19 protein-coding genes are annotated in these 19391 nt (G+C 71.4%); 12 read left to right on the forward strand and 7 right to left on the reverse strand.

The window, feature by feature from the left end:
• The first annotated feature begins 2 nt into the window (after positions 1–2).
• From AB0C38_RS17265 to AB0C38_RS17280, 4 genes are read left to right on the forward strand one after another with little or no spacing between them, the layout of a single operon-like run.
• Positions 3–1235, forward strand: a complete 1233-nt coding sequence (locus AB0C38_RS17265; RefSeq protein WP_360673606.1) for an ABC transporter substrate-binding protein — start codon at positions 3–5, stop codon at positions 1233–1235.
• On the forward strand, positions 1232–2173 hold the full coding sequence (locus AB0C38_RS17270; protein WP_360673608.1) for a sugar ABC transporter permease: 942 nt from the start codon (positions 1232–1234) through the stop codon (positions 2171–2173). Before AB0C38_RS17265 ends, AB0C38_RS17270 begins: the two co-directional genes overlap by 4 nt.
• Complete coding sequence (locus AB0C38_RS17275) at positions 2170–2973, forward strand: carbohydrate ABC transporter permease (RefSeq protein ID WP_360673611.1); 804 nt, start codon at positions 2170–2172, stop codon at positions 2971–2973. The genes AB0C38_RS17270 and AB0C38_RS17275 overlap by 4 nt, the downstream gene beginning before the upstream one ends.
• A gap of 9 nt (positions 2974–2982) precedes the next feature.
• Positions 2983–5022 (forward strand): glycoside hydrolase family 31 protein, encoded by a 2040-nt coding sequence (locus tag AB0C38_RS17280; protein ID WP_360673614.1) that lies wholly within the window; start codon positions 2983–2985, stop codon positions 5020–5022.
• On the opposite strand, the gene AB0C38_RS17285 is transcribed toward AB0C38_RS17280, so the two are convergent.
• Positions 4976–5917, reverse strand: coding sequence for a pentapeptide repeat-containing protein (locus AB0C38_RS17285; protein WP_360673617.1), 942 nt, complete (start codon positions 5915–5917; stop codon positions 4976–4978). The genes AB0C38_RS17280 and AB0C38_RS17285 overlap by 47 nt on opposite strands.
• 54 nt (positions 5918–5971) lie before the next feature.
• On the opposite strand from AB0C38_RS17285, the gene AB0C38_RS17290 reads away from it, so the two are divergent.
• Positions 5972–6577, forward strand: a complete 606-nt coding sequence (locus AB0C38_RS17290; protein WP_360673620.1) for a TetR/AcrR family transcriptional regulator — start codon at positions 5972–5974, stop codon at positions 6575–6577.
• A 21-nt stretch (positions 6578–6598) separates the two neighbouring features.
• Here AB0C38_RS17290 and AB0C38_RS17295 read toward each other — a convergent pair whose 3' ends face one another.
• Complete coding sequence (locus tag AB0C38_RS17295; RefSeq protein WP_360673623.1) at positions 6599–7156, reverse strand: YceI family protein; 558 nt, start codon at positions 7154–7156, stop codon at positions 6599–6601.
• Between the two features lie 104 nt (positions 7157–7260).
• On the opposite strand from AB0C38_RS17295, the gene AB0C38_RS17300 reads away from it, so the two are divergent.
• From AB0C38_RS17300 to AB0C38_RS17310, 3 genes are read left to right on the forward strand one after another with little or no spacing between them, the layout of a single operon-like run.
• A complete protein-coding gene (locus AB0C38_RS17300) occupies positions 7261–7737 on the forward strand; it encodes a MarR family winged helix-turn-helix transcriptional regulator (protein ID WP_360673626.1) in 477 nt (158 codons plus the stop codon).
• A gap of 17 nt (positions 7738–7754) precedes the next feature.
• A complete protein-coding gene (locus AB0C38_RS17305) occupies positions 7755–8738 on the forward strand; it encodes a glutathione S-transferase C-terminal domain-containing protein (RefSeq protein ID WP_360673629.1) in 984 nt (327 codons plus the stop codon).
• 22 nt (positions 8739–8760) lie between these two features.
• Positions 8761–9543 carry an SDR family oxidoreductase gene (locus AB0C38_RS17310; protein WP_360673631.1) on the forward strand — a complete coding sequence of 261 codons (783 nt, stop codon included), beginning with the start codon at positions 8761–8763 and terminating at the stop codon, positions 9541–9543.
• On the opposite strand, the gene AB0C38_RS17315 is transcribed toward AB0C38_RS17310, so the two are convergent.
• Complete coding sequence (locus AB0C38_RS17315) at positions 9540–10463, reverse strand: WYL domain-containing protein (RefSeq protein WP_360673634.1); 924 nt, start codon at positions 10461–10463, stop codon at positions 9540–9542. The two genes, AB0C38_RS17310 and AB0C38_RS17315, sit on opposite strands and share 4 nt — an antisense overlap.
• A gap of 61 nt (positions 10464–10524) precedes the next feature.
• Here AB0C38_RS17315 and AB0C38_RS17320 point away from each other — a divergent pair, with 61 nt between their 5' ends.
• On the forward strand, positions 10525–11655 hold the full coding sequence (locus tag AB0C38_RS17320) for an epoxide hydrolase family protein (protein ID WP_360673637.1): 1131 nt from the start codon (positions 10525–10527) through the stop codon (positions 11653–11655).
• Positions 11656–11731: 76 nt separating this feature from the next.
• Here the strand turns inward: AB0C38_RS17320 and AB0C38_RS17325 are convergent, their stop codons facing one another.
• Both AB0C38_RS17325 and AB0C38_RS17330 read right to left on the reverse strand, forming a co-directional pair.
• Positions 11732–12235 (reverse strand): TetR family transcriptional regulator C-terminal domain-containing protein, encoded by a 504-nt coding sequence (locus tag AB0C38_RS17325; protein ID WP_360674148.1) that lies wholly within the window; start codon positions 12233–12235, stop codon positions 11732–11734.
• On the reverse strand, positions 12177–12830 hold the full coding sequence (locus tag AB0C38_RS17330; protein WP_360673640.1) for a GNAT family N-acetyltransferase: 654 nt from the start codon (positions 12828–12830) through the stop codon (positions 12177–12179). The genes AB0C38_RS17325 and AB0C38_RS17330 overlap by 59 nt, the downstream gene beginning before the upstream one ends.
• A 255-nt stretch (positions 12831–13085) precedes the next feature.
• Here AB0C38_RS17330 and rox point away from each other — a divergent pair, with 255 nt between their 5' ends.
• The 3 genes from rox (at position 13086) to AB0C38_RS17345 (ending at position 17372) form a co-directional block, all read left to right on the forward strand.
• Positions 13086–14513, forward strand: a complete 1428-nt coding sequence (gene rox, locus AB0C38_RS17335; protein WP_360673643.1) for a rifampin monooxygenase — start codon at positions 13086–13088, stop codon at positions 14511–14513.
• 28 nt (positions 14514–14541) lie between these two features.
• Positions 14542–16701, forward strand: a complete 2160-nt coding sequence (helR, locus tag AB0C38_RS17340; RefSeq protein WP_360674151.1) for an RNA polymerase recycling motor ATPase HelR — start codon at positions 14542–14544, stop codon at positions 16699–16701.
• Positions 16702–16772: 71 nt separating this feature from the next.
• The gene (locus AB0C38_RS17345; protein WP_360673646.1) at positions 16773–17372 is read left to right on the forward strand and encodes a hypothetical protein; all 600 of its coding nucleotides are present in this window, start codon (positions 16773–16775) and stop codon (positions 17370–17372) included.
• 16 nt (positions 17373–17388) lie between these two features.
• Here the strand turns inward: AB0C38_RS17345 and AB0C38_RS17350 are convergent, their stop codons facing one another.
• Positions 17389–17577: a hypothetical protein gene (locus tag AB0C38_RS17350; RefSeq protein WP_360673649.1), complete on the reverse strand. Its 189-nt coding sequence runs from the start codon at positions 17575–17577 to the stop codon at positions 17389–17391.
• Positions 17578–17692: 115 nt separating this feature from the next.
• On the reverse strand, positions 17693–19384 hold the full coding sequence (gene groL, locus AB0C38_RS17355) for a chaperonin GroEL (protein WP_360673652.1): 1692 nt from the start codon (positions 19382–19384) through the stop codon (positions 17693–17695).
• Positions 19385–19391 lie beyond the last annotated feature (7 nt).

The raw sequence follows: 19391 nt of genomic DNA on the forward strand, positions 1-19391 counted from the left end.
CCATGTCCCTACCCCGTCGCGCCCTGATCCTGGCCGCGAGCGCCGCGCTGCTGACCGCGTGCAGCCCCAGCCCCGCACCGCAGGCTTCGACCGACGCCGGCGCCCCGGCCGCCACGTCGATCACCGAGCTCGACTACTACGCCGACGAGCAGGGTTCCGCGGCGTGGCAGAAGATCCTCGACACCTGCGCCACGCAGACCGGGATCAAGGTCCAGCGCCAGACCGTGCCGACCGCCCAGATGCTGCCGAAAGTCCTGCAGGGCGCGAGCTCGAAGACGCTGCCGGACCTGCTCTTCACCGACAACCCGACGCTGCAGCAGGTCGCCGCGACCGGCGCGCTGACCCCGCTGGACGGCTACGGCATCGCCACCGACGGCTACTACCCGAGCATCGTCAAGGCCGGGACCTACCAGGACAAGGTGTACGGCGTCGCCCCCGGCGTCAACGGCCTCGCGCTGATCTACAACAAGGACCTCCTCACCGCGGCCGGGGTGGCCCCGCCGAAGACCTGGGACGAGCTGAAGGCCGCCGCGGCGAAGCTCACCAAGGACGGCAAGTACGGCCTGGCCTTCTCCGCGATCCCGTCCGAAGAGGGCACCTGGCAGTTCCTCCCGTTCTTCTGGAGCAACGGCGCCGAACTGTCCCAGCTGGACTCCGCGCAGTCCGTGAAAGCGCTTCAATTCGTCACGGACCTGGTGAACTCCGGGTCGGCGTCGAAGTCCGTGGTGACGTGGAACCAGAACGACGTCGCCGACCAGTTCGTGGGCGGCACCGCGGCGATGATGGTCAACGGGTCGTGGAACCTGGCCCGGCTCGACGAGCAGAAGTCCCTGCACTACGGCGTGGTGCCGATCCCGGTGCCGCAGGCGGGCGGCAAGCCGGTGGTCGCGCTCGGCGGCGAGGTCGGCACCGTGCCGGTCACCAGCGGCCCCACCCAGCAGGCGGCGGGCAAGGTGCTCTCCTGCATCCTCTCGGAGCCGACGATGCTCGAGTGGAGCAAGGCGCACGCCTACATCCCGTCGAAGACGGCCGCCGCGACCAAGTTCGGCGCGGAGCAGCCGGCGATGCAGGCGTTCGTCGACGAGGTCGGCTCCGCCCGCTCCCGCACCGCCGAGCTCGGCGAGAAGTACCCGAAGGTCTCGCAGGCGCTGGCCGACGCGATCCAGGCGGCGCTGACCGGGAAGCAGCCGGCCGACCAGGCCCTGAAGGCCGCCCAGCAGGCGAGCGGTTCGTGACCCTGGTCGCCCCGGCCACGGTCACGGCGCCACCCCGAAGCGGCCGGAAACCGCGGCGGGACAACCGGTTCGCCGCCTGGCTGTTTCTGCTGCCGGCCCTGGCCTACGTCGGGGTCTTCTTCGGCTACCCGCTCGCCGCGAACCTCGTGATGAGCACGCAGGACTACACGGTGAAGTCGTTTTACACCGGCGAAGCGCCCTTCGTCGGCTTCGACAACTACGCTGCCGTCTTCGACAACCCGCTCTTCTCGACGGCCGTCCTCAACACGGCGCTGTTCACGGCCGGGTCGCTCGTCTTCCAGTTCGGCATCGGCCTCGCGCTGGCGGTCTTCTTCAGCGGCCGCTTCCTCGGCAGCGCCCTGCTGCGGTCGCTGCTCCTGCTGCCCTGGCTGCTGCCGCTGGTCGTCAGCGGCGCGGTCTGGCGGTGGATGTTCGACCAGGACCACGGCGTGCTCAACGCGGCCCTCCGCTTCGTCGGCCTCGACGCGGTGCCGTGGCTGAGCAGCACCGGCTGGGCGCTGCCCGCGGTGATCCTCACGAACATCTGGATCGGCATCCCGTTCAACCTGGTGATCCTGCACGGCGGCCTGCGCGCGATCCCCGCGTCGCTCTACGAGGCCGCGTCGCTCGACGGCGCGGGCGCGTGGCAGCGGTTCCGGCACATCACCTGGCCGCTGCTGCGGCCGGTCACCGGGATCGTGCTCATGCTCGGGCTGGTCTACACGATCAAGGTGTTCGACGTGATCATGGTCGTCACCGGCGGCGGGCCGGCGAACGCGACGCAGACGCTCACGACGTGGTCCTACCGGCTGTCCTTCCAGGACTTCGCGTTCGGGCAGGGCGCCGCGGTCGGCAACGTCCTCATCCTGGTGGCGACCGTGTTCGGCCTGCTCTACCTGCGCTCGGCGCGAGCGACCCTGGCCGAGGCGGCGGCATGAAGGCCCGGACGGTCTTCGGCGTCCTGATCGTCGCGGTGCTGCTGTTCCCGCTGTACTGGATGCTCAACGCCTCCCTGCAGCCCAGCGGCGCGCTGCTGCGCCCGGACCCGGCGTTCTTCCCCGTGGACGGCACCCTGGACGGCTATCGCAAGGCGTTGTCCTCCCAAGGACCGCACCTATTCTCCAGCGTCGTCGTCGCACTCGGCACGGTGTTCGTGTCGCTGGCGATCGCCGCGCCCGCGTCGTACGCGCTGGCCCAGCTGAGGGTCCGCGGCGGGCCGGTGCTGGTGTTCGTGCTGCTCATCGTGCAGATGATCCCGGGCATCGTGATGGCCAACGCGCTCTACACCGTGTTCAGCAACCTCGGCCTGATCGACAACTACCTCGGGCTGGTGCTCGCGGACTCGACCGCGACCATCCCGTTCGCCATCCTCCTGTTGCGGGCCTTCATGATCTCCGTGCCGAAGGAGCTCACCGAAGCGTCCCGGGTGGACGGTGCCGGGTACTGGCGGACGTTCCGCTCGATCATCCTCCCGGTCAGCCGCAACGCGCTGGTCACCGCCGGGCTGTTCTCGTTCCTGTTCGCGTGGGCGGACTTCCTGTTCGCCGTCACCCTCACCACCGGGCAGTCGTTCGAGCCCATCACGGTGGGCATCTACCGGTTCGTCGGCAACCAGTCCGCCGACTGGAACGGGATCATGGCCACCGCCGTCCTCGCCGCGGTCCCCGCGGCCGTCCTGCTCGTCGTCGCCCAGCGGTACGTCGTCGCCGGGCTGACCAGCGGCGCCGTCAAAGACTAAGGAGACCTCGTGATCACGTCCGAAGACGGCCGCTCGCTCGAAGTCACCGTGCGGCACGAGGTCCTGCGCGTCGAACCGTGGGGCGACGGCAGCCTGCGGGTGCGCGCCGGCCGGCACCGCATCCTCGACGACGTCCCCGGCGCGCTGCTGCCCGCGAAGCCGTCGTCGGCCACCGCCTCGGTGGACGGACGCAGCGGGCGGGTGGTCAACGGCGCGCTCACCGCGATCGTCGAGATCGCCGACACCGACACCGGGATCGACGCGCAGCTGCGGTTCGTCCGGACGGACACCGGCGAGGAGCTGCTGTCCGAGCAGCGCGCGCACTTCTGGTGGCCCGGAGCGCGGCTGTTCATGCCGTCGCGCAACGGGTACGGCCGCCTCGAACAGCGGTTCACCGCCTACGACGACGAGCGCCTCTACGGCCTCGGCCAGCACACGCACGGCCGGCTCGACCAGAAGGGCCTCGTGCTGGACCTGGTGCAGCGCAACGCCGAGGTGTCGGTGCCGTTCCTGCTGTCCAGCCGCGGCTACGGGTTCCTGTGGAACAACCCGGCGGTCGGCCGGGTTGAGCTGGCCGCCAACGGCACCCGCTGGGTCGCCGACGACGCCCGCCAGCTCGACTACTGGGTCACCACCGGCGACGGCCCGCGGGAGATCCTCGGCCACTACGCCGACGCGACCGGCTACGCGCCGATGCTGCCGGACTGGGCGGCCGGGTTCTGGCAGTCGAAGCTGCGTTACCGCACCCAGGAGGAGCTGCTGTCCGTGGCGCGCGAGTACCACGCGCGCGGGTTGCCGCTGTCGGTGATCGTGGCGGACTTCTTCCACTGGACGCATCTCGGCGACTGGAAGTTCGACCCGGCCGAGTGGCCCGACCCGGCCGGGCTGGTGCGGGAGCTCGACGAGCTGGGCGTCAAGCTGATGGTGTCGGTGTGGCCGTCGGTGAGCCCGCTGTCGGAGAACTACCGCGAGCTGCACGAGCAGGGGATGCTGGTCGCCGCCGAGAGTGGGGTCCCGGCGCACGCGCCGTGGAAGGACAAGGGGTTCGGCACCGAGATGCCGGTGGCGTTCTACGACGCGACGAACCCGGCGGCGCGGCGGTTCGTCTGGAGCAAGGTCAAGGAGAACTACTACGACCTCGGCGTGCGCGCGTGGTGGCTGGACGGCGACGAGCCCGAGATCCAGCCCGGCCACCCGCACAACCTCGGCTTCCACGCCGGCCCGGGCTCCGAAGTGTTCAACCTCTACCCCCAGGCGAACGCGCAGGCGTTCCACGACGGCGTCCGCGGCGAAGGCGACGACGAGGTGGTGCTGCTCAGCCGCTCGGCGTGGGCGGGCAGCCAGCGGTTCGGGGCCGCGCTGTGGTCCGGCGACGTCCCGGCGACGTGGGCGTCGCTGCGGGTGCAGGTCCGGGCCGGGCTGAACGTGGCGCTGGCCGGGATCCCCTGGTGGACCACGGACATCGGCGGCTTCCACGGCGGTGACCCGTCGTCGCCCGAATATCGCGAGCTGATGGTGCGGTGGTTCCAGTACGGGGTGTTCTGCCCGCTGTTCCGCCTGCACGGCTTCCGCGACCCGCGGCCGGCGTTCGGACCGGAGATGACCGGCGGGCCCAACGAGGTCTGGTCCTACGGCGCTCCCGCGTACTCCGCGATTTCGGAGTCGCTGCGGCTGCGGGAGCGGCTGCGGCCGTACCTGATGGCCCAGATGCGGGTGGCGCACGAGCAGGGCGTTCCCCCGATGCGGCCGCTGTTCGTCGACTTCCCCGGGGACGCCGCTTCCTGGGACGTCGACGACGAGTTCCTGCTCGGACCGGACGTGCTGGTCGCGCCCGTGCTCTCGCCGGGGCTGACGTCGAGGCGGGTTTACCTGCCCGCGGGTGCCGAGTGGACGGACGCGGTGACCGGCTCCCGCCACGAAGGCGGAACCTGGGTCGAGGCACCGGCCCCGGCCGGGCGGATCCCGGTCTTCCTGCGCGACGGCGCGGAGGTCCCGATCCGGCCTACGCAGTCCGGGACTCCCGAAGCTCCGCCCAGACACCCGGCTTGAGCGGCCGCGACGGCCCCAGTGCCCAGCCCTCCGGCCAGGTCCGGACCACGCGGGCGTCCGTGCGGGCCCGCGCCCCGGGAAAGCGGAACCGCTCGGCCGCGGTCCCGGTGAAGTCGGCGTGCCCGCTGAACCGCGCGCCGCCGAAGAAGGCGTCGGCGAAGCGGGCGTCGCGGAACGACGTCCGGCCCGCGAAGCCCGCGTTCGCGAACGACGTGTCGGCGAACCGGGACCCGCCGAACTCGGAGCGGGCCGAGAGCCGGGCCTCGTCGAACCACGTCTCCCCCGCCGAGCTCGCTCCGGCGAACCCCGCCGTCCCGGTGAAGGTGGTGTTCCCGAAGTCGGCGCCCGTCTCGAACCGCGCGTCGCCGAAGTGCGCGTGCCGGGCGAAGCGCGATCCCTCGAAGCTCACCAGGCCGGTGAAGACCGTGCCGTCGAAGCGGACATCGCCGCGGAAGTGCACGTCGTGGAAGATCGCGTTGCGGACTTCGCAGCCCCGCAGGTCGACGCCGTGCAGCACCCTCGATTCCGGGTGCAGGTCCATCCCGGGCCAGAACCGCGGCGACCCGCGACGCAGGTGCCGCAGCAGCACCGGCCAGAGCTCGGCCCCGGTCTCGCGACCCCCGTAGCCCAGCTCACCGAGGAGCCGGTCGACGAAGTCCTGGCGCCGCGCCGGATCGGCGTCGGCCAACTCGGCGAGGTGCGCCAGCTCGGCGACCCGGGCCGCCTGGTCGTCGGCCAGCAGCTGCGCCGTGACCTCGGGCTCCATCGGTTCCGGCGGCGCCGACGGAGTGAGCACCTGCGCGGGCCGGTCCCGGCGCAGGAGCAGCCACGCGGTGACCGCACCGGACACGGCGCCGATCAGCGCCAGGACCGCGAACGGGGTGACGGTGGACATGCCGGGATTGTCTCGTCCCGCCCCGGTTTCGCGACACTGGTTTAAAGTGGACCCGTGAGTCCAAAGCTGACCTCGAAAGGCGCCGCGACGCGGCAGCGGATCATCGACGGCGCCGCGGCGGAGATCCGCGAGCGCGGGGTCGCCGTCACGACGCTCGACGACGTCCGGGCGCGGACGGGCACCAGCAAGAGCCAGCTGTTCCACTACTTCCCGGAGGGCAAGGAAGAGCTCCTGCTGGCGGTGGCGCAGCACGAAGCCGCCCAGGTCCTGGCGGTCCAGCAGCCACAGCTGGGCCGGCTGACGTCGTGGGCGGCGTGGAAGCGCTGGCGCGACACGGTCGTCTCGCACTACGAAGGCAGAGGGCAGCACTGCCCGCTCAACGTGCTGATCTCCCAGCTGGGCCGCGCGACACCGGGCGCACAGGCCGTGGTGACCGAGATGCTGCGGCGCTGGCAGGACGAGATCGAGGCGGGAATCCGCCACCTGAAGGACGCCGGCGAAGTCGACGCGGAAGTGGACCCCGGGCGCACCGCCGCCGCCCTGCTGGCGGGCATCCAGGGCGGCGTCGTGGTGATGCTGTCGACCGGCCGCATCGACCACCTCGAAGCGGCGCTCGACGTCGGGATCGCGAACCTGCGGGCGAGCGGGAACCGGGGCTGACCCGGTTCCCGCTCGGCGAAGTCAGGCGTTCTTGATCGCGGAGATCTCGAACTCGAGGGTGACCTTGTCGCTCACCAGCACGCCACCGGTCTCCAGCGCGGCGTTCCAGGTGATGCCGTAGTCCTTGCGGCTGATCGTGGTGGAGCCCTCGAAGCCGATCCGGTCGTTGCCGAACGGGTCCTTGGCGGAGCCCTCGAACTCGAACGGGATGGTCACCGAGCGGGTGACGTCCTTGATCGTCAGGTCACCGGTGACCTCGAAGGAGGTCTCGCCGGCCTGCTTGATCTCGGTGGTGGTGAAGGTGATCTGCGGGTACTCGTCCATCGACAGGAAGTCGTTGCTCTTCAGGTGCCCGTCGCGGTCCGCGTTGCGGGTGTCGATGCTGTGCGCCTGGATGGTCACCTGGGCGGACGACTTCTCCGGCGCGTCGCCGTCGATGGTCGCGGTGCCGGTGAAGTCGTTGAAGCTGCCGCGCACCTTGGTCACCATGGCGTGCCGGGCGACGAACCCGATCCGCGAGTGGGCGGCGTCCAGGGTGTACTCGCCGGTCAGCTGGGGGTAGGTGGTCGCGCTGGTCATCTCTTCTTCTCTCCTCGTGGTGGCGCCCCCCAGTGATTGAGGGCTCAACAACACTGTACTCATTTTGACTGGTTGCGCAAGCAAGCTTTCGATAGACTGCCGGTATGGGTGAACAGGCCGCGCTGGACGAGGAGGAAGCCGCCTTCTGGCGGTCGCTGATCCGCATCACCACGGTGCTGCCCCGCTCCCTCGAGGACCAGTTCCTCCCCGAGACCGGGCTCACGGTCAGCGACTACGGCGTGCTCGTCGCGCTGTCGGAGGCGCCGGACCACCTGCTCCGCATCTCCGCACTGGCGTCGACGACCGCGTTGTCGCTCAGCCGGATCAGCCGGGTGGTCGACGACCTCACGCGCCGCGGGCTCGTCGAGAAGCGCCGGTGCGCCGAAGACGGCCGCGCGTCCAACGCCGTGCTGACCGCGGCCGGACTGGCCAAACTGGAGGCGGCCTTCCCGAGCCACCTCGCCCGGGTGCGGGCTTCGGTGTTCGCCCACCTGGGCGCCGACGACATCCGCACCGCCGGGCCGGTGCTGGCCCGGCTGGCCGCGGCCATGGAAGCCACTCCCCCGACCGACGACTGCTGACGACTGCTGAGGACGCGATGACCGACAAGGGCGAGTACCAGCGGGACCTGAACTACCTCCCGGACCGCATCACCGCCGACGGCCGCGACGGCTGGCCCGTCGAGCCCGGCCGCTACCGGCTGGTCGTCGCGCGCGCCTGCCCGTGGGCCAACCGCGCGGTGATCGTGCGGCGCCTGCTGGGCCTCGAGCCGGTGCTCTCCATGGGCATCGCCGGGCCGGTGCACGACGAGCGGAGCTGGAGCTTCGACCTCGATCCGGACGGGCGTGACCCGGTGCTCGGCATCGAGCGGCTGCAGGAGGCGTTCTTCAAGCGCGACCCGGAGTACCCGCGCGGTATCACGGTGCCGGCGTTCGTCGACGTCCCGAGCGGCGAGGTCGTCACCAACGACTTCGCGCAGATGACGCTGGACATGTCCACCGAGTGGACCGCTTACCACCGCGAAGGCGCGCCCGAGCTGTATCCCGACAAGCTGCGCGACGAAATCGACGACGTCGCGCAGAAGGTGTTCACCGACGTCAACAACGCGGTCTACCAATGCGGGTTCGCCCGCTCCCAGGAGGCGTACGAGCACTCGTACACCAAGCTGTTCACCCGTCTGGACTGGCTGTCCGAGCGGCTCGCGGACCAGCGTTACCTGGTCGGCGACACGATCACCGAGGCCGACGTCCGGCTGTTCACCACGCTCGTCCGCTTCGACGCGGTCTACCACGGCCACTTCAAGTGCAACCGGCAGAAGCTCACCGAGCTGCCGGTGCTGTGGGCCTACACGCGGGACCTGTTCCAGACGCCCGGGTTCGGCGACACGATCGACTTCCCGCAGATCAAGGAGCACTACTACGTGGTGCACAAGAACGTGAACCCGAGCGGGATCGTGCCGCTGGGGCCGGACGTGGCGAACTGGGTCACCCCGCACGGCCGCGAGCAGCTCGGCGGCCGCCCGTTCGGCGACGGCACCCCGCCGGGCCCGCCGCCCGCCGACGAGCGGGTGCCCGCGCTCTGATTTCTTGGCTACGGTGATCGCCATGGAACGCCTGCGCGATCGCCGAATCCTGGTCACCGGTGCCGGCTCCGGCATCGGCCGGGCCACCACGCTCCGCCTGATGGAGGAGGGGGCGCAGGTCATCGGCACCGACGTCTCCGAAGAGGGCCTCATCGAGACGCAGAAGGCCACGCGCCTCGGCGGCCTGACGACCTACGTCATGGACGTGGCCGACGAGGCGTCGGTGGCTTCGGGGGTGGCGTCGGCCGTGAAGATCTTCGGCGGTCTCGACGTGCTGGTCAACGCGGCGGGAATCCTGCTGGCGTCGCACACGCACGAGACGTCGCTGGAGCTGTGGAACCGGGTGCTGGCGGTGAACCTGACCGGCACGTTCCTGGTGACGCGGGCGGCCCTGCCGGCCCTGCTGGAGAGCGACCACGGCGTGGTGGTCAACTTCAGCTCGACGTCGGCGTCGTTCGCCCACCCGTACATGGCGGCGTACTGCGCGAGCAAGGGCGGCATCCAGGCGTTCACGCACTCGCTGGCGCTGGAGTACAGCAAGCAGGGCCTGCGCGCGGTGAGCATCGCGCCGGGCAGCGTGAAGAGCGGTATCACGGACTCGGCGGCGAGCTGGCTGCCCCAGGACATCGACTTCTCGCTGTTCGGCCGGCTGTTGCCGATCCTCCCGACGGACCACACGACGGAGGTCGGCAACCCGGTGGCCGGCCCCGAGACGGTGGCGGGCGTGGTGGCGATGCTGGCCTCGGACGACGGCAAGTTCATCACCGGCACCGAAATCCGCATCGACGGCGGCACGCACACCTAGGTCGCGGCGGCGTACCTCGCGGCGAGCACCCGGAGCCGTTCGGCCAGTTCCGGTGGTGACTCCACTTCGAACGGCACGTCCAGCATCCCCACCACGAACGCCACGAGGTCGTACGAATCGGACGCCAGCTCGAGCCGGCACGTCCGCGCGTCGATCGGAGTCACTTCGCCCTCGACCCGGCCGGCCAGCTCGGACGCCGGCGCGTGGAGCTTCAGCACCGCGCGCAACGGCCACATCTCGCGGCCCATCCTCCGGGTCAGGTACGCCGTGAGGTCGCCGTCCGGCGGGTCGCGGTGGGTGAACCGCGGGCCGTTCGGGATGCGCGGCGTCAGGCGGTCCACGCGGAACGTGCGCCAGTCGTCGCGGCCGGTGTCCCAGCCGACCAGGTACCAGCGGCGCCCCCACGACACGAGCCGGTGGGGCTCGACCGATCGGCGCGACGAGCCGCCGTCGTGGCGCACGTAGTCGAAGCGCAGGGTTTCGGCCGCGCGGATGGCCGCCGACACCGCCGTCAGCACCGCCGGGTCCACCACCGGGCCGCGCACCGGGAGCGCCAGCATGCTCGCTTCCAACGCGGCGACGCGGTGCCGCAGCCGCGAAGGCAGCACTCGCGAAAGCTTGCTCAAGGCCCGCTGCGACGCCTCTTCCGAGCCGGACGTGTGCAGGGCGACCGTCACCGCGACGGCTTCGTCGTCGTCCAGCAGCAGCGGTGGCAGTTCGGCGCCGGCGCCGAGGCGGTAGCCGCCGACCGGGCCCATCACCGCGTGCACCGGGTAGCCCAGCTCGCGCAGGCGGTCGACGTCCCGCCGCACGGTCCGCGTGGTCACGTTCAACCGCGAGGCCAGCTCCGTGCCCGACCAGTCCCGGTGGCTCTGCAGCAGCGACAGCAGCCGGAGCAGCCGGCCAGGGGTTTCCCGCATCCCCGAAGCCTGCCAGACGTGTAGGACCGAAACTGTCCTACACACGCAGGAGGGTGAGCCCATGGATCCCTTCCGCATCGACGTCCCGCAGGCCGGCCTCGACGAGCTGCACCACCGGCTCGCCCGCACCCGCTGGCCGGGCGAGCTGCCCGGCGCCGGCTGGGCGTACGGCGTCAGCGAGCCCTACCTCACCGACCTCGTCGAGTACTGGCGCAGCGACTTCGACTGGCGCGCGCAGGAGGCCCGGCTCAACGCGTTCCCGCAGTTCACGACCACGATCGACGGCCAGCGCGTCCACTTCCTGCACGTCCGCTCCCCCGAGCCGGACGCGACGCCGCTGATCCTGACCCACGGCTGGCCGAGCACGGTCGCCGACTTCCTCGACATCCTCGGGCCGCTCACCGACCCGCGCGCCCACGGCGGCGACCCGGCGGACGCGTTCCACGTCGTCGCGCCGTCGGTGCCCGGCTTCGCCTTCTCCGGGCCGACGACCGAACGCGGCTGGAACACACGCCGGACGGCCCGGGCGTGGGCCGAGCTGATGCGACGGCTCGGCTACGAACGCTACGGCGCCCAGGGCGGCGACTTCGGCAGCATCGTCTCGCCCGAACTGGGCCGGACGGCGCCGGAGTCGGTGCTCGGCGTGCACGTCAACGCCGTCGCCAACGCCGGGGTGCCGACCGCGCCCGGCGACCTCGAGCGACTGTCCGAAGAGGACCGGGAGCGGGCGAAGGAGAACGAAGCGTGGTGGTACGGCCATTCCGGCTACGCCACGCAGATGGCCACGCGACCGCAGACGCTCGCCTACGCCCTCAACGACTCCCCCGCCGGCCAGCTGGCGTGGAACCTGGAGTGGTTCGTGGACTGGGACCCGACGGCGACGAACCAGACGCCAGTGGACCGCGACGCGATCCTGACGAACGTGACGATCTTCTGGCTCACCGGCACGGCGGGCTCGGCGGCGCGCCTCTACCTCGAGGCGGGCCAGGACGGCTGGGGCGAGCGCCCGGCACCCTCCGGCGTGCCGACGGCGGTGGCGAACTTCCGCGGCGACCACGCGATCCGCGGCCTGGCCGCGCTGTCCAACACGATCACGCGCTGGACGGAGTACGACACCGGCGGGCACTTCGCGTCACTGCAGGCACCGGAGGAGCTGGTCCGGGACATCCGGGAGTTCTTCCGCGACCTCTAGTCCACAGTGGACACAGTGGACCCGGCACCGGGATGCCGCGAATGACTCATTCGCGGCGCCGGAGGTCCCGAATGAGTCATTCGCGACGTGCGGACACGGCGCCGTCGAGCAGCGGCCGCAGCTCCGCGACCACCGTGTCCAGGGGTGCGACGTCCTGGTGCGCCCGGGCCAGGACGATCGCGCCCTCCAAGGCGCTGAGCATCAGCACGGCCAGCGACTCGCTGCGGGCGCCGGGCACGCCCAGCTCCGCAAGCGCCGCCGCCACCGGGCGCTGCCAGCCGTCGAACGCCTTGCCGACCGCTTCGCGCAGGTCGTCGCTGGTCGCCGCCGTGTCGGCGACCGTCGCGACCAGCGGGCAGCCCGCGTCGTAGCCCTGCGCCGTGAACTCGTCGCGCCAGTGGGCGACCATGGCTTCGAAGAGCTTGCCCGGGGTCGGGTCCTCGATCTTCGCCGCGACGCGCGAGACGCGCCGGGCGACGTAGTCCCCCGCCCACGTGACGGCTTCGGCGATCAGCTGGTCCTTACCGCCCGGGAAGTAGTGCTGCAGGGACCCCCGCGGCGCTTCGGCGTGCGCGACCACGTCCCGCATGCCGGTCGCCGCGACACCCTGGATCCGCACCAGCTGCGCGGCGCTGAGCACCATCCGCTCGCGTGGTGTCCGGGTCATCGACCGCCTCCTTCATGACGTCCGTCATGGTAGCCCAGTCCGGGACGACCAGCGCGAAGTCACGCTCGCCGCGTTCGTAGGTGGGTACCGGCCGGAACCCCTGACGCAGCAGCAATGCCTCCGCGCCGGCGTTGCCCGCCCACACGGTGCCGCGCACCGTCCAGCCCGGGAACTTCCCCGAAGCCCAGAGCCACCGGGCCAGCGCGCTCCCGACCCCCTGCCGCTGCCACGGATCGGCGACGAGGATCCCGAGCTCGGCCTCCCCCGGGGTCTCCGCGACGAAGTTGAGCAGCCCCACCGGAACCCCGCCGCGGGTGGCCAGCAGGGCGGGCGATCCGGCGAGCAGGAACCGGCCGTACCGCCGGAAGACCTCGGCCGGTTCGGCCGGGCCGCCCATCATGAAGCGCCGCCGGAGACTGTCCGGCGAGCAGGCCGCGACCAGCGCGGCCACGCACTCCCGGTCGGCCGGACGGTCGCCCAGCTCCCGGATTTCCATGACAGCTGTCATAGCCCCATGAGAGCACGGTGGGACGCGAACCACACTATGACGGCTGTCATAGATCGACGGCGCAACGCGAGTCTGGCACCATGCGGATGAGCTGGAGCTGGGAAGACGTCCCGGAAGCGGCGGGAGGAATGACCACTCCCCTCCGTAATTAATGTATAGCGCACCCCTGGGCTTGCGGCAAGACCCCCGTTGTACCGCACAATTCTCGGCCGTAGCCACAACCTGCGGAAACGCGGGGATTTCAAGGGGGTCTTCTTGACTGACGTGATCATCGCCGGCGGCGGGCCGACCGGCGTGATGCTGGCGGCCGAACTCCGGCTGCACGGCGTGGACGTGCTCGTGCTGGAACGGGACGCGGAGCCGACGAAGGTCGTCCGCGCGCTCGGCCTGCACGCGCGCAGCATCGAAGTGATGGACCAGCGGGGGCTGCTGGAGCGGTTCCTGGAGCTCGGCACGAAGTACCCGGTCGGGGGTTTCTTCGCGGGAATTCCGAAGCCGTCGCCGGAGCGGCTGGACACCGCGCACGGCTACACGCTCGGCATCCACCAGCCCGTCATCGACCGGCTCCTGACCGAGCACGCGGTCGAGGCCGGCGCCGAGATCCGGCGCGGCCGCGAGGTGACCGGGCTGGAGCAGGACGACGAAGGCGTCACGGTCGAACTGGCCGATGGCGAGCGGCTGCGTGCGCGCTACCTCGTCGGCTGTGACGGCGGGCGCAGCACGGTGCGCAAACTGCTCGGCGTCGGCTTCCCCGGTGAGCCCAGCCGGATCGAGACGCTGCTGGGCGAGGTGGAGGTGACCGTCTCGCGGGAGGAGATCGACGCCGCGAACATCGAGGTCCGCAAGACCCAGAAGCGATTCGGCTTCATGGCCGTGGAAGGCGGCACCTACCGCGTCGGCGTGCCCGCCGAAGGGGTCGCCGAGGACCGGCGCACCCCGCCGACGCTGGACGAGCTCAAGGAGCAGCTCAGGAAGACGGCCGGGACCGATTACGGCGTGCACTCGCCGCGGTGGCTTTCCCGGTTCGGGGACGCCACCCGGCAGGCCGAGCACTACCGCGTGGGCCGGGTGTTCCTCGCCGGCGACGCGGCGCACGTCCACCCGCCGGTCGGCGGGCAGGGGCTCAACCTCGGCGTCCAGGACGCGTTCAACCTGGGCTGGAAGCTGGCCGCCGCGGTCACCGGCTGGGCGCCGGACGGGCTGCTCGACAGCTACGAGGCCGAGCGGCACCCGGTGGCCGAGGAGGTGCTGAACAACACCCGCGCGCAGATGGAGCTGATGCTGCTCGAGCCGGGCCCGCAGGCGGCGCGCCGGCTGCTCGCGGACTTGATGGACTTCGACGAGGTGAACCGCTACCTCACCGAGAAGATCATCGCGATCGGGATCCGCTACGACTTCGGCGAGGGCCACGCCCTGCTGGGCCGGCGGCTGCGGGACGTCGAGCTGAAGCAGGGGCACCTCTACGGGCTGCTGCACGCGGGCCGCGGCCTGCTGCTCGACCAGACCGGCTCGCTTTCGGCGGCGGGCTGGGAAGACCGGGTCGACCACGTCGTCGACGTCAGTGAGGAGCTGGACGTGCCCGCGGTGCTGCTGCGCCCGGACGGGCACGTCGTCTGGGCCGGGGAGGACGGCACGGACCTGTCCGGTGCGCTGCGGAAGTGGTTCGGCGCGCCCACCGCCTGAAACGCTGTCGTCGGAAAACGAAGAGGGAATCTTGTCTCAGGGGTACGAAGAAGAACTGCGGTCCGAACGCGACCACGTCACCGGGCTGTACACGCGGCTCGACGCCGAGCGCGCGCGGGTGAAGGGCGAATACGAGGCGGCGCTCGGCGGCAAGGGCGCCGGCGCCATGGAACGGGACGTCGCCGTGCGCTCGCTCGGCCGGCAGGTGAAGCGGCTGGACGTCGTCGACAACGGGCTCTGCTTCGGGCGGCTGGACGCCGTCTCGGGCGAGCAGTCCTACATCGGGCGCATCGGCCTGTTCGAAGAGGACGACGACTACCGGCCGGTGCTGCTCGACTGGCGCGCGCCGGCGGCCCGCCCGTTCTACACCGCCACCGGCGCCAATCCGGAGGACATGCACCGGCGCCGCCAGTTCCACACGCGCGGGCGGCACGTGCTCGGGTTCACCGACGAGGACCTCGGCCGTCCCGGCGGGGACGCGCAGGGGGACGCGGCGCTGCTCGCGGCCGTCAACGCGCCGCGCGGTGAGGGGATGCGCGACATCGTCGCGACGATCCAGGCCGAGCAGGACGAGATCATCCGGCTCGACCACCCCGGCGTGCTGGTCATCGAGGGCGGGCCGGGCACCGGGAAGACGGTCGTGGCGCTGCACCGCGTCGCGTACCTGCTCTACACCCAGCGGGAGCGGATGGAACGCCACGGCGCGCTGGTCGTCGGGCCGAACCCGGCGTTCCTGAACCACATCGGGCGCGTCCTGCCGTCGCTGGGCGAGACCGACGTCGTGTTCACGACCACCGGCGACCTCGTGCCCGGCCTGCACGTCACCGCCGAGGACGCCCCGGAAGCCGCGCGGCTCAAGGGGTCGCTGAAGATCCTCGACGTGCTGAAGGCGGCGGTCGCCGACCGGCAGCGGCTGCCGGCCGAGCCGGTGCCGGTCGAGCTGAAGGACGTCACCGTCCGGATCGACGCCGAGACCGCGGAGTGGGCCCGGCAGGAGGCGCGCGACAGCGGGCTGCCGCACAACGAAGCCCGCGCCGTGTTCACCGACATCGTCACGTACGTGCTCACCGAACGGGCGATCGGCCGGATCGGCAAGGGCTGGCTGAGCCGGGACGACCGCGACGAGTGGGAGAGCATGCGGAAGGGCCTGCTCGAGGACCTCGCCGGGGACGAGACGTTCACCGCCGCGCTCGACGCGCTCTGGCCGATCCTGACGCCCGAGGGTTTGCTGTCTTCGCTCTACTCGTCCGCCCCGGCGGATTCGGTGCTGTACCGGGCCCGGGGTGCTGCCTGGACGGTGTCCGACGTCCCGTTGCTCGACGAGCTGGTCGACCTGCTGGGCCGCGACAAGACGGCCGAGAAGGCCGCGGAGAAAGCGGCCGCGCGGGAGCGGAAGGCCGAGGCCGACTACGCCGAAGGCGTCTTCCAGTCGATGAAGCTGGACCGGGAGGAGATGGACGAGGACGTCATGCTCTCGGCCGAGAACCTGCTCTACGCCGAGGACCTGGCGGACCGGTTCGTCGAGCACGACACGCGCACGCTGGTCGAACGCGCGTCGGCGGACCGCGACTGGACCTACCGGCACGTCGTCGTCGACGAGGCCCAGGAACTGTCCGAAATGGACTGGCGGGTGCTGATGCGGCGCTGCCCGGGCCGGTCGTTCACGGTGGTGGGCGACCTCGCCCAACGCCGCGCGGAGGCCGGGGCACGGGCGTGGGGCCCGATGCTGGCGCCCTACGTCGACGACCGCTGGGTCTACCGGTCGCTGACGGTCAACTACCGCACGCCGGCGGAGATCATGGCCGTGGCGGCCGCGGTCCTGGCCGGGTTCGCGCCGGACGTCAAGCCGCCCGAGTCGGTGCGCGCGTGCGGTGTCCCGCCGTGGTCCCGGCAGGTCACCGCCGACGATCGGGCGGCGGCGATCGAGGAGTTCGTCCGCGAGGAGGCCGGGCGGGAAGGCACCAGCGTGGTGATCGGGCCGCCGGGCGTGCCGGGCGCGGTGCCGGCGTCGGAGACGAAGGGCCTGGAGTACGACGCCGTCCTGGTGGTGGAGCCGGAGGCGATCCTCGCGGACAGCGCGGCGGACCTCTACGTCGCGCTCACCCGGGCGACGCAGCGGCTCGGCGTGCTGCACGAAGGACCGTTGCCGGCCGAGCTGACCGGGCTCGCGGAGGTCGTCCGGAGCTAGCCACGGTTCGCCGGTGGGGAGCGCGGGTAAGTTGCCGTCGCCCGCGCTCCCCCACCGCGAAAGGCGTCCCGATGCAGTTCTACGCCGAACGGCCGATCCGCCGTACCGCCCAGCTCGTCAGCGACCTGCTCGCCCTGCTGCTCGTGATCCTCGCGGTCTGGCTGGGGACGTCGGTGTACGACCAGGTGATGAAACTGCGGGCGCCCGGCGACGGGCTCGTCGACGCGGGCACAGGGTTGCGCGGGACGTTCGACAGCGCCGCCGACTCCGCGGGCGGCATCCCGCTCATCGGCGACGGGCTGGCGAAGGCGCTCCACGGCGGGTCGGACGTCGGGACCAAGCTCGTGGACTCCGGCCGGTGGCAGATCGAGGCGGTGGAGAACCTGGCGTGGTGGATGGCGGCGATCATCATCGCGCTGCCGGTGCTGGCCCTGGTGGTGACGTGGTTGCCGCTGCGCTGGAAGTTCACCCGCCGGGCGTCGGCGGCAGCGCGGTTGCGCGCCCTCGGCGACGAGGGCCTGGACCTGCTGGCGCTCCGGGCCCTGGCGACCCAGCCACTGCGGCGCCTGGCGTCCGACGGCAAGGTCGCGACCGGGTGGCGGGAACGGGACCGCGACATCATCGAGAAGCTGGCCGGCCGGGAACTGGCGAGCCACGGCCTGGTGAGCTGACCCGGTCCCGATGCGGTCAGCGCGGGCCCTGGCGCCGGCCCACCGAGCGGCCGACGAAGAACCCCAGCAGCAGCCCCACCACCAGACCGATCGCGATGAAGAAGATCACTGTTGCCGCGGCGATCTTGCCCACCGTGCCCAGGAAGCCCTTTGCTTCGAACTCCCCGACCGTCGCCAGCGTCTGCGCGAGAGCGTAGTGCGTCATGATCACCACCCTGGCATCGACGCCGGGCCCGCGCAGCGCGGGAAGGTCCCCCCACCGGCGCTCAGGACGCCGGTGAGGGGACCTCCGATCTCCGTGGGCGAGAGCGAACGAAGGCTCAGCCGACGGAGGGGCCCATCCCGAGGGACTGCGGCGTGCTCGCGTCGGGCGAGGGCTGGTGCAGGCCCTCGTCCAGGGGGCCGAACTCGGTCATCAGGGCCGCGCTGCCGCCCCACGGGGTCTGCTCCTCGGCGATCAGCGAGTTCGTCGTCAGCAGCAGACCCGCCACCGACGCCCCGTTCTGCACCGCCGAGCGGCACACCCGCAGCGGGTCGACGACGCCCATCGCCACCATGTCGCCGTAGCGGTCGTGCAGCGCGTCGAAGCCCTCGTCGTCGCCGAGCTCCCGGGTCCGGGCGACGATCTCGTGCGCCGGGTGGCCCGCGTTGTGCGCGATGAGGAACGCCGGTTCCGCCAGCGCTCGCCGCACGATCTCGACGCCGATCGCCTGGTCTCCTTCCAGCCCCAGGCCTTCCAGGGCCTTCTCGGCGTGCAGGAGCGCCGCTCCCCCGCCGGCCACGATGCCTTCGGCCATCGCCGCACGGGTCGCCGACAGGGCGTCCTCGACCCGGTGCTGCAGCTCTTTCAGCTCGGCCGGGGTGGCCGCGCCGACGCGCACCACCGCGACCTTGCCGGTCAGGGCGCCGATCCGTTCGGTCAGCACGTCCTCGTCGACGCCGAACTGCGCGCGCTCCAGCTCCGCCCGCAGCTGCCCGACCCGGAACTCGACGGCGTCGGACGTCCCGGCGCCGCCGACGATGGTCGTGTTGTTCTCGGTGACCCGGACCTGCTTGGCCCGGCCGAGGTGCTCCAGCGTCATCGTCTCCATGCTGAAGCCGGACGTCCGCGAGAGCACCGAGCCGCCGATGATCGCGGCGAGGTCCTCCAGCTTGGCCAGCCGCCGGTCGCCGAACCCGGGTGCGCGCACGGCGACCGACTGGAACGTGCCGTTCACGTGGTTGTGCACCAGCATGGACAGCGCCGTGCCCTCGATCGATTCCGCGATCACCACCAGGGGCCGCGGGGCCCGCATCACCTTGTCCAGCAACGGCATCAGCTGCTGCACCTTGGTGATCTTCTCCGCCGACATCAGGATGTACGGGTCGTCGAGCACCGCTTCCAGCCGGCCCGGGTCGGTGACCAGGTACGGCGAGAGGTAGCCGTTGTCGAACTCGAAGCCCTCGACGAAGTCGACGCTCATCCCGATCGTGGGCGACTCCTCGACCGTCACGACCCCGCCGTCGCCGACGGTGTGCAAGGCCTTCGCGATGACGGCGCCGACCGTGTCGTCGTCGTTGGCGGAGATCGCCGCGACCCGCGCGTAGTCCTGTTCGGACACCACCGGGTGCGCCTGCTTCTCCAGGTGCGCCACCAGCAGCCCGACGGCGTGGTCGATGCCGCGCTTGACGAGCACCGGGTTGCCGCCGCCCGAGATCGCCCGCATGCCTTCGTGGACGATCGCCTGGGCGAGCACGGTCGCGGTGGTGGTGCCGTCGCCGACGACGTCGTTGGTCTTGATCGCCGCTTCCTTGACCAGCTGCGCGCCCATGTTCTCGAACTGGTTCTTCAGGTGGATCTCGCGGGCGATGGTGACGCCGTCGTTGGTGACCACCGGCGAACCGGTGATCTTCTCGATGATCACGTTGCGGCCCTTGGGGCCGAGGGTGGACTTGACCGCTTCGGCCAGCTTGTCGACGCCCGCCAGCAGCAGGTCGCGGGCGTCCGAGCCGAACCGCAGTTCCTTCGCCATGTTCCTG

The organism is Amycolatopsis sp. NPDC048633 (assembly GCF_040650695.1).
GTDB lineage: Bacteria > Actinomycetota > Actinomycetes > Mycobacteriales > Pseudonocardiaceae > Amycolatopsis.

Excerpts from the sequence above, each read along its gene's own strand:
- AB0C38_RS17285 (WP_360673617.1), bottom strand. The coding sequence starts at position 5,917 with ATGTCCACCGTCACCCCGTTCGCGGTCCTGGCGCTGATCGGCGCCGTG.
- AB0C38_RS17315 (WP_360673634.1), bottom strand. The coding sequence starts at position 10,463 with ATGCGGGAAACCCCTGGCCGGCTGCTCCGGCTGCTGTCGCTGCTGCAG.
- AB0C38_RS17295 (WP_360673623.1), bottom strand. The coding sequence starts at position 7,156 with ATGACCAGCGCGACCACCTACCCCCAGCTGACCGGCGAGTACACCCTG.
- AB0C38_RS17265 (WP_360673606.1), top strand. The coding sequence starts at position 3 with ATGTCCCTACCCCGTCGCGCCCTGATCCTGGCCGCGAGCGCCGCGCTG.
- AB0C38_RS17300 (WP_360673626.1), top strand. The coding sequence starts at position 7,261 with ATGGGTGAACAGGCCGCGCTGGACGAGGAGGAAGCCGCCTTCTGGCGG.
- AB0C38_RS17345 (WP_360673646.1), top strand. The coding sequence starts at position 16,773 with ATGCAGTTCTACGCCGAACGGCCGATCCGCCGTACCGCCCAGCTCGTC.
- AB0C38_RS17330 (WP_360673640.1), bottom strand. The coding sequence starts at position 12,830 with ATGACAGCTGTCATGGAAATCCGGGAGCTGGGCGACCGTCCGGCCGAC.
- AB0C38_RS17305 (WP_360673629.1), top strand. The coding sequence starts at position 7,755 with ATGACCGACAAGGGCGAGTACCAGCGGGACCTGAACTACCTCCCGGAC.
- AB0C38_RS17320 (WP_360673637.1), top strand. The coding sequence starts at position 10,525 with ATGGATCCCTTCCGCATCGACGTCCCGCAGGCCGGCCTCGACGAGCTG.
- AB0C38_RS17275 (WP_360673611.1), top strand. The coding sequence starts at position 2,170 with ATGAAGGCCCGGACGGTCTTCGGCGTCCTGATCGTCGCGGTGCTGCTG.
- AB0C38_RS17350 (WP_360673649.1), bottom strand. The coding sequence starts at position 17,577 with ATGACGCACTACGCTCTCGCGCAGACGCTGGCGACGGTCGGGGAGTTC.
- groL (WP_360673652.1), bottom strand. The coding sequence starts at position 19,384 with ATGGCGAAGGAACTGCGGTTCGGCTCGGACGCCCGCGACCTGCTGCTG.
- AB0C38_RS17310 (WP_360673631.1), top strand. The coding sequence starts at position 8,761 with ATGGAACGCCTGCGCGATCGCCGAATCCTGGTCACCGGTGCCGGCTCC.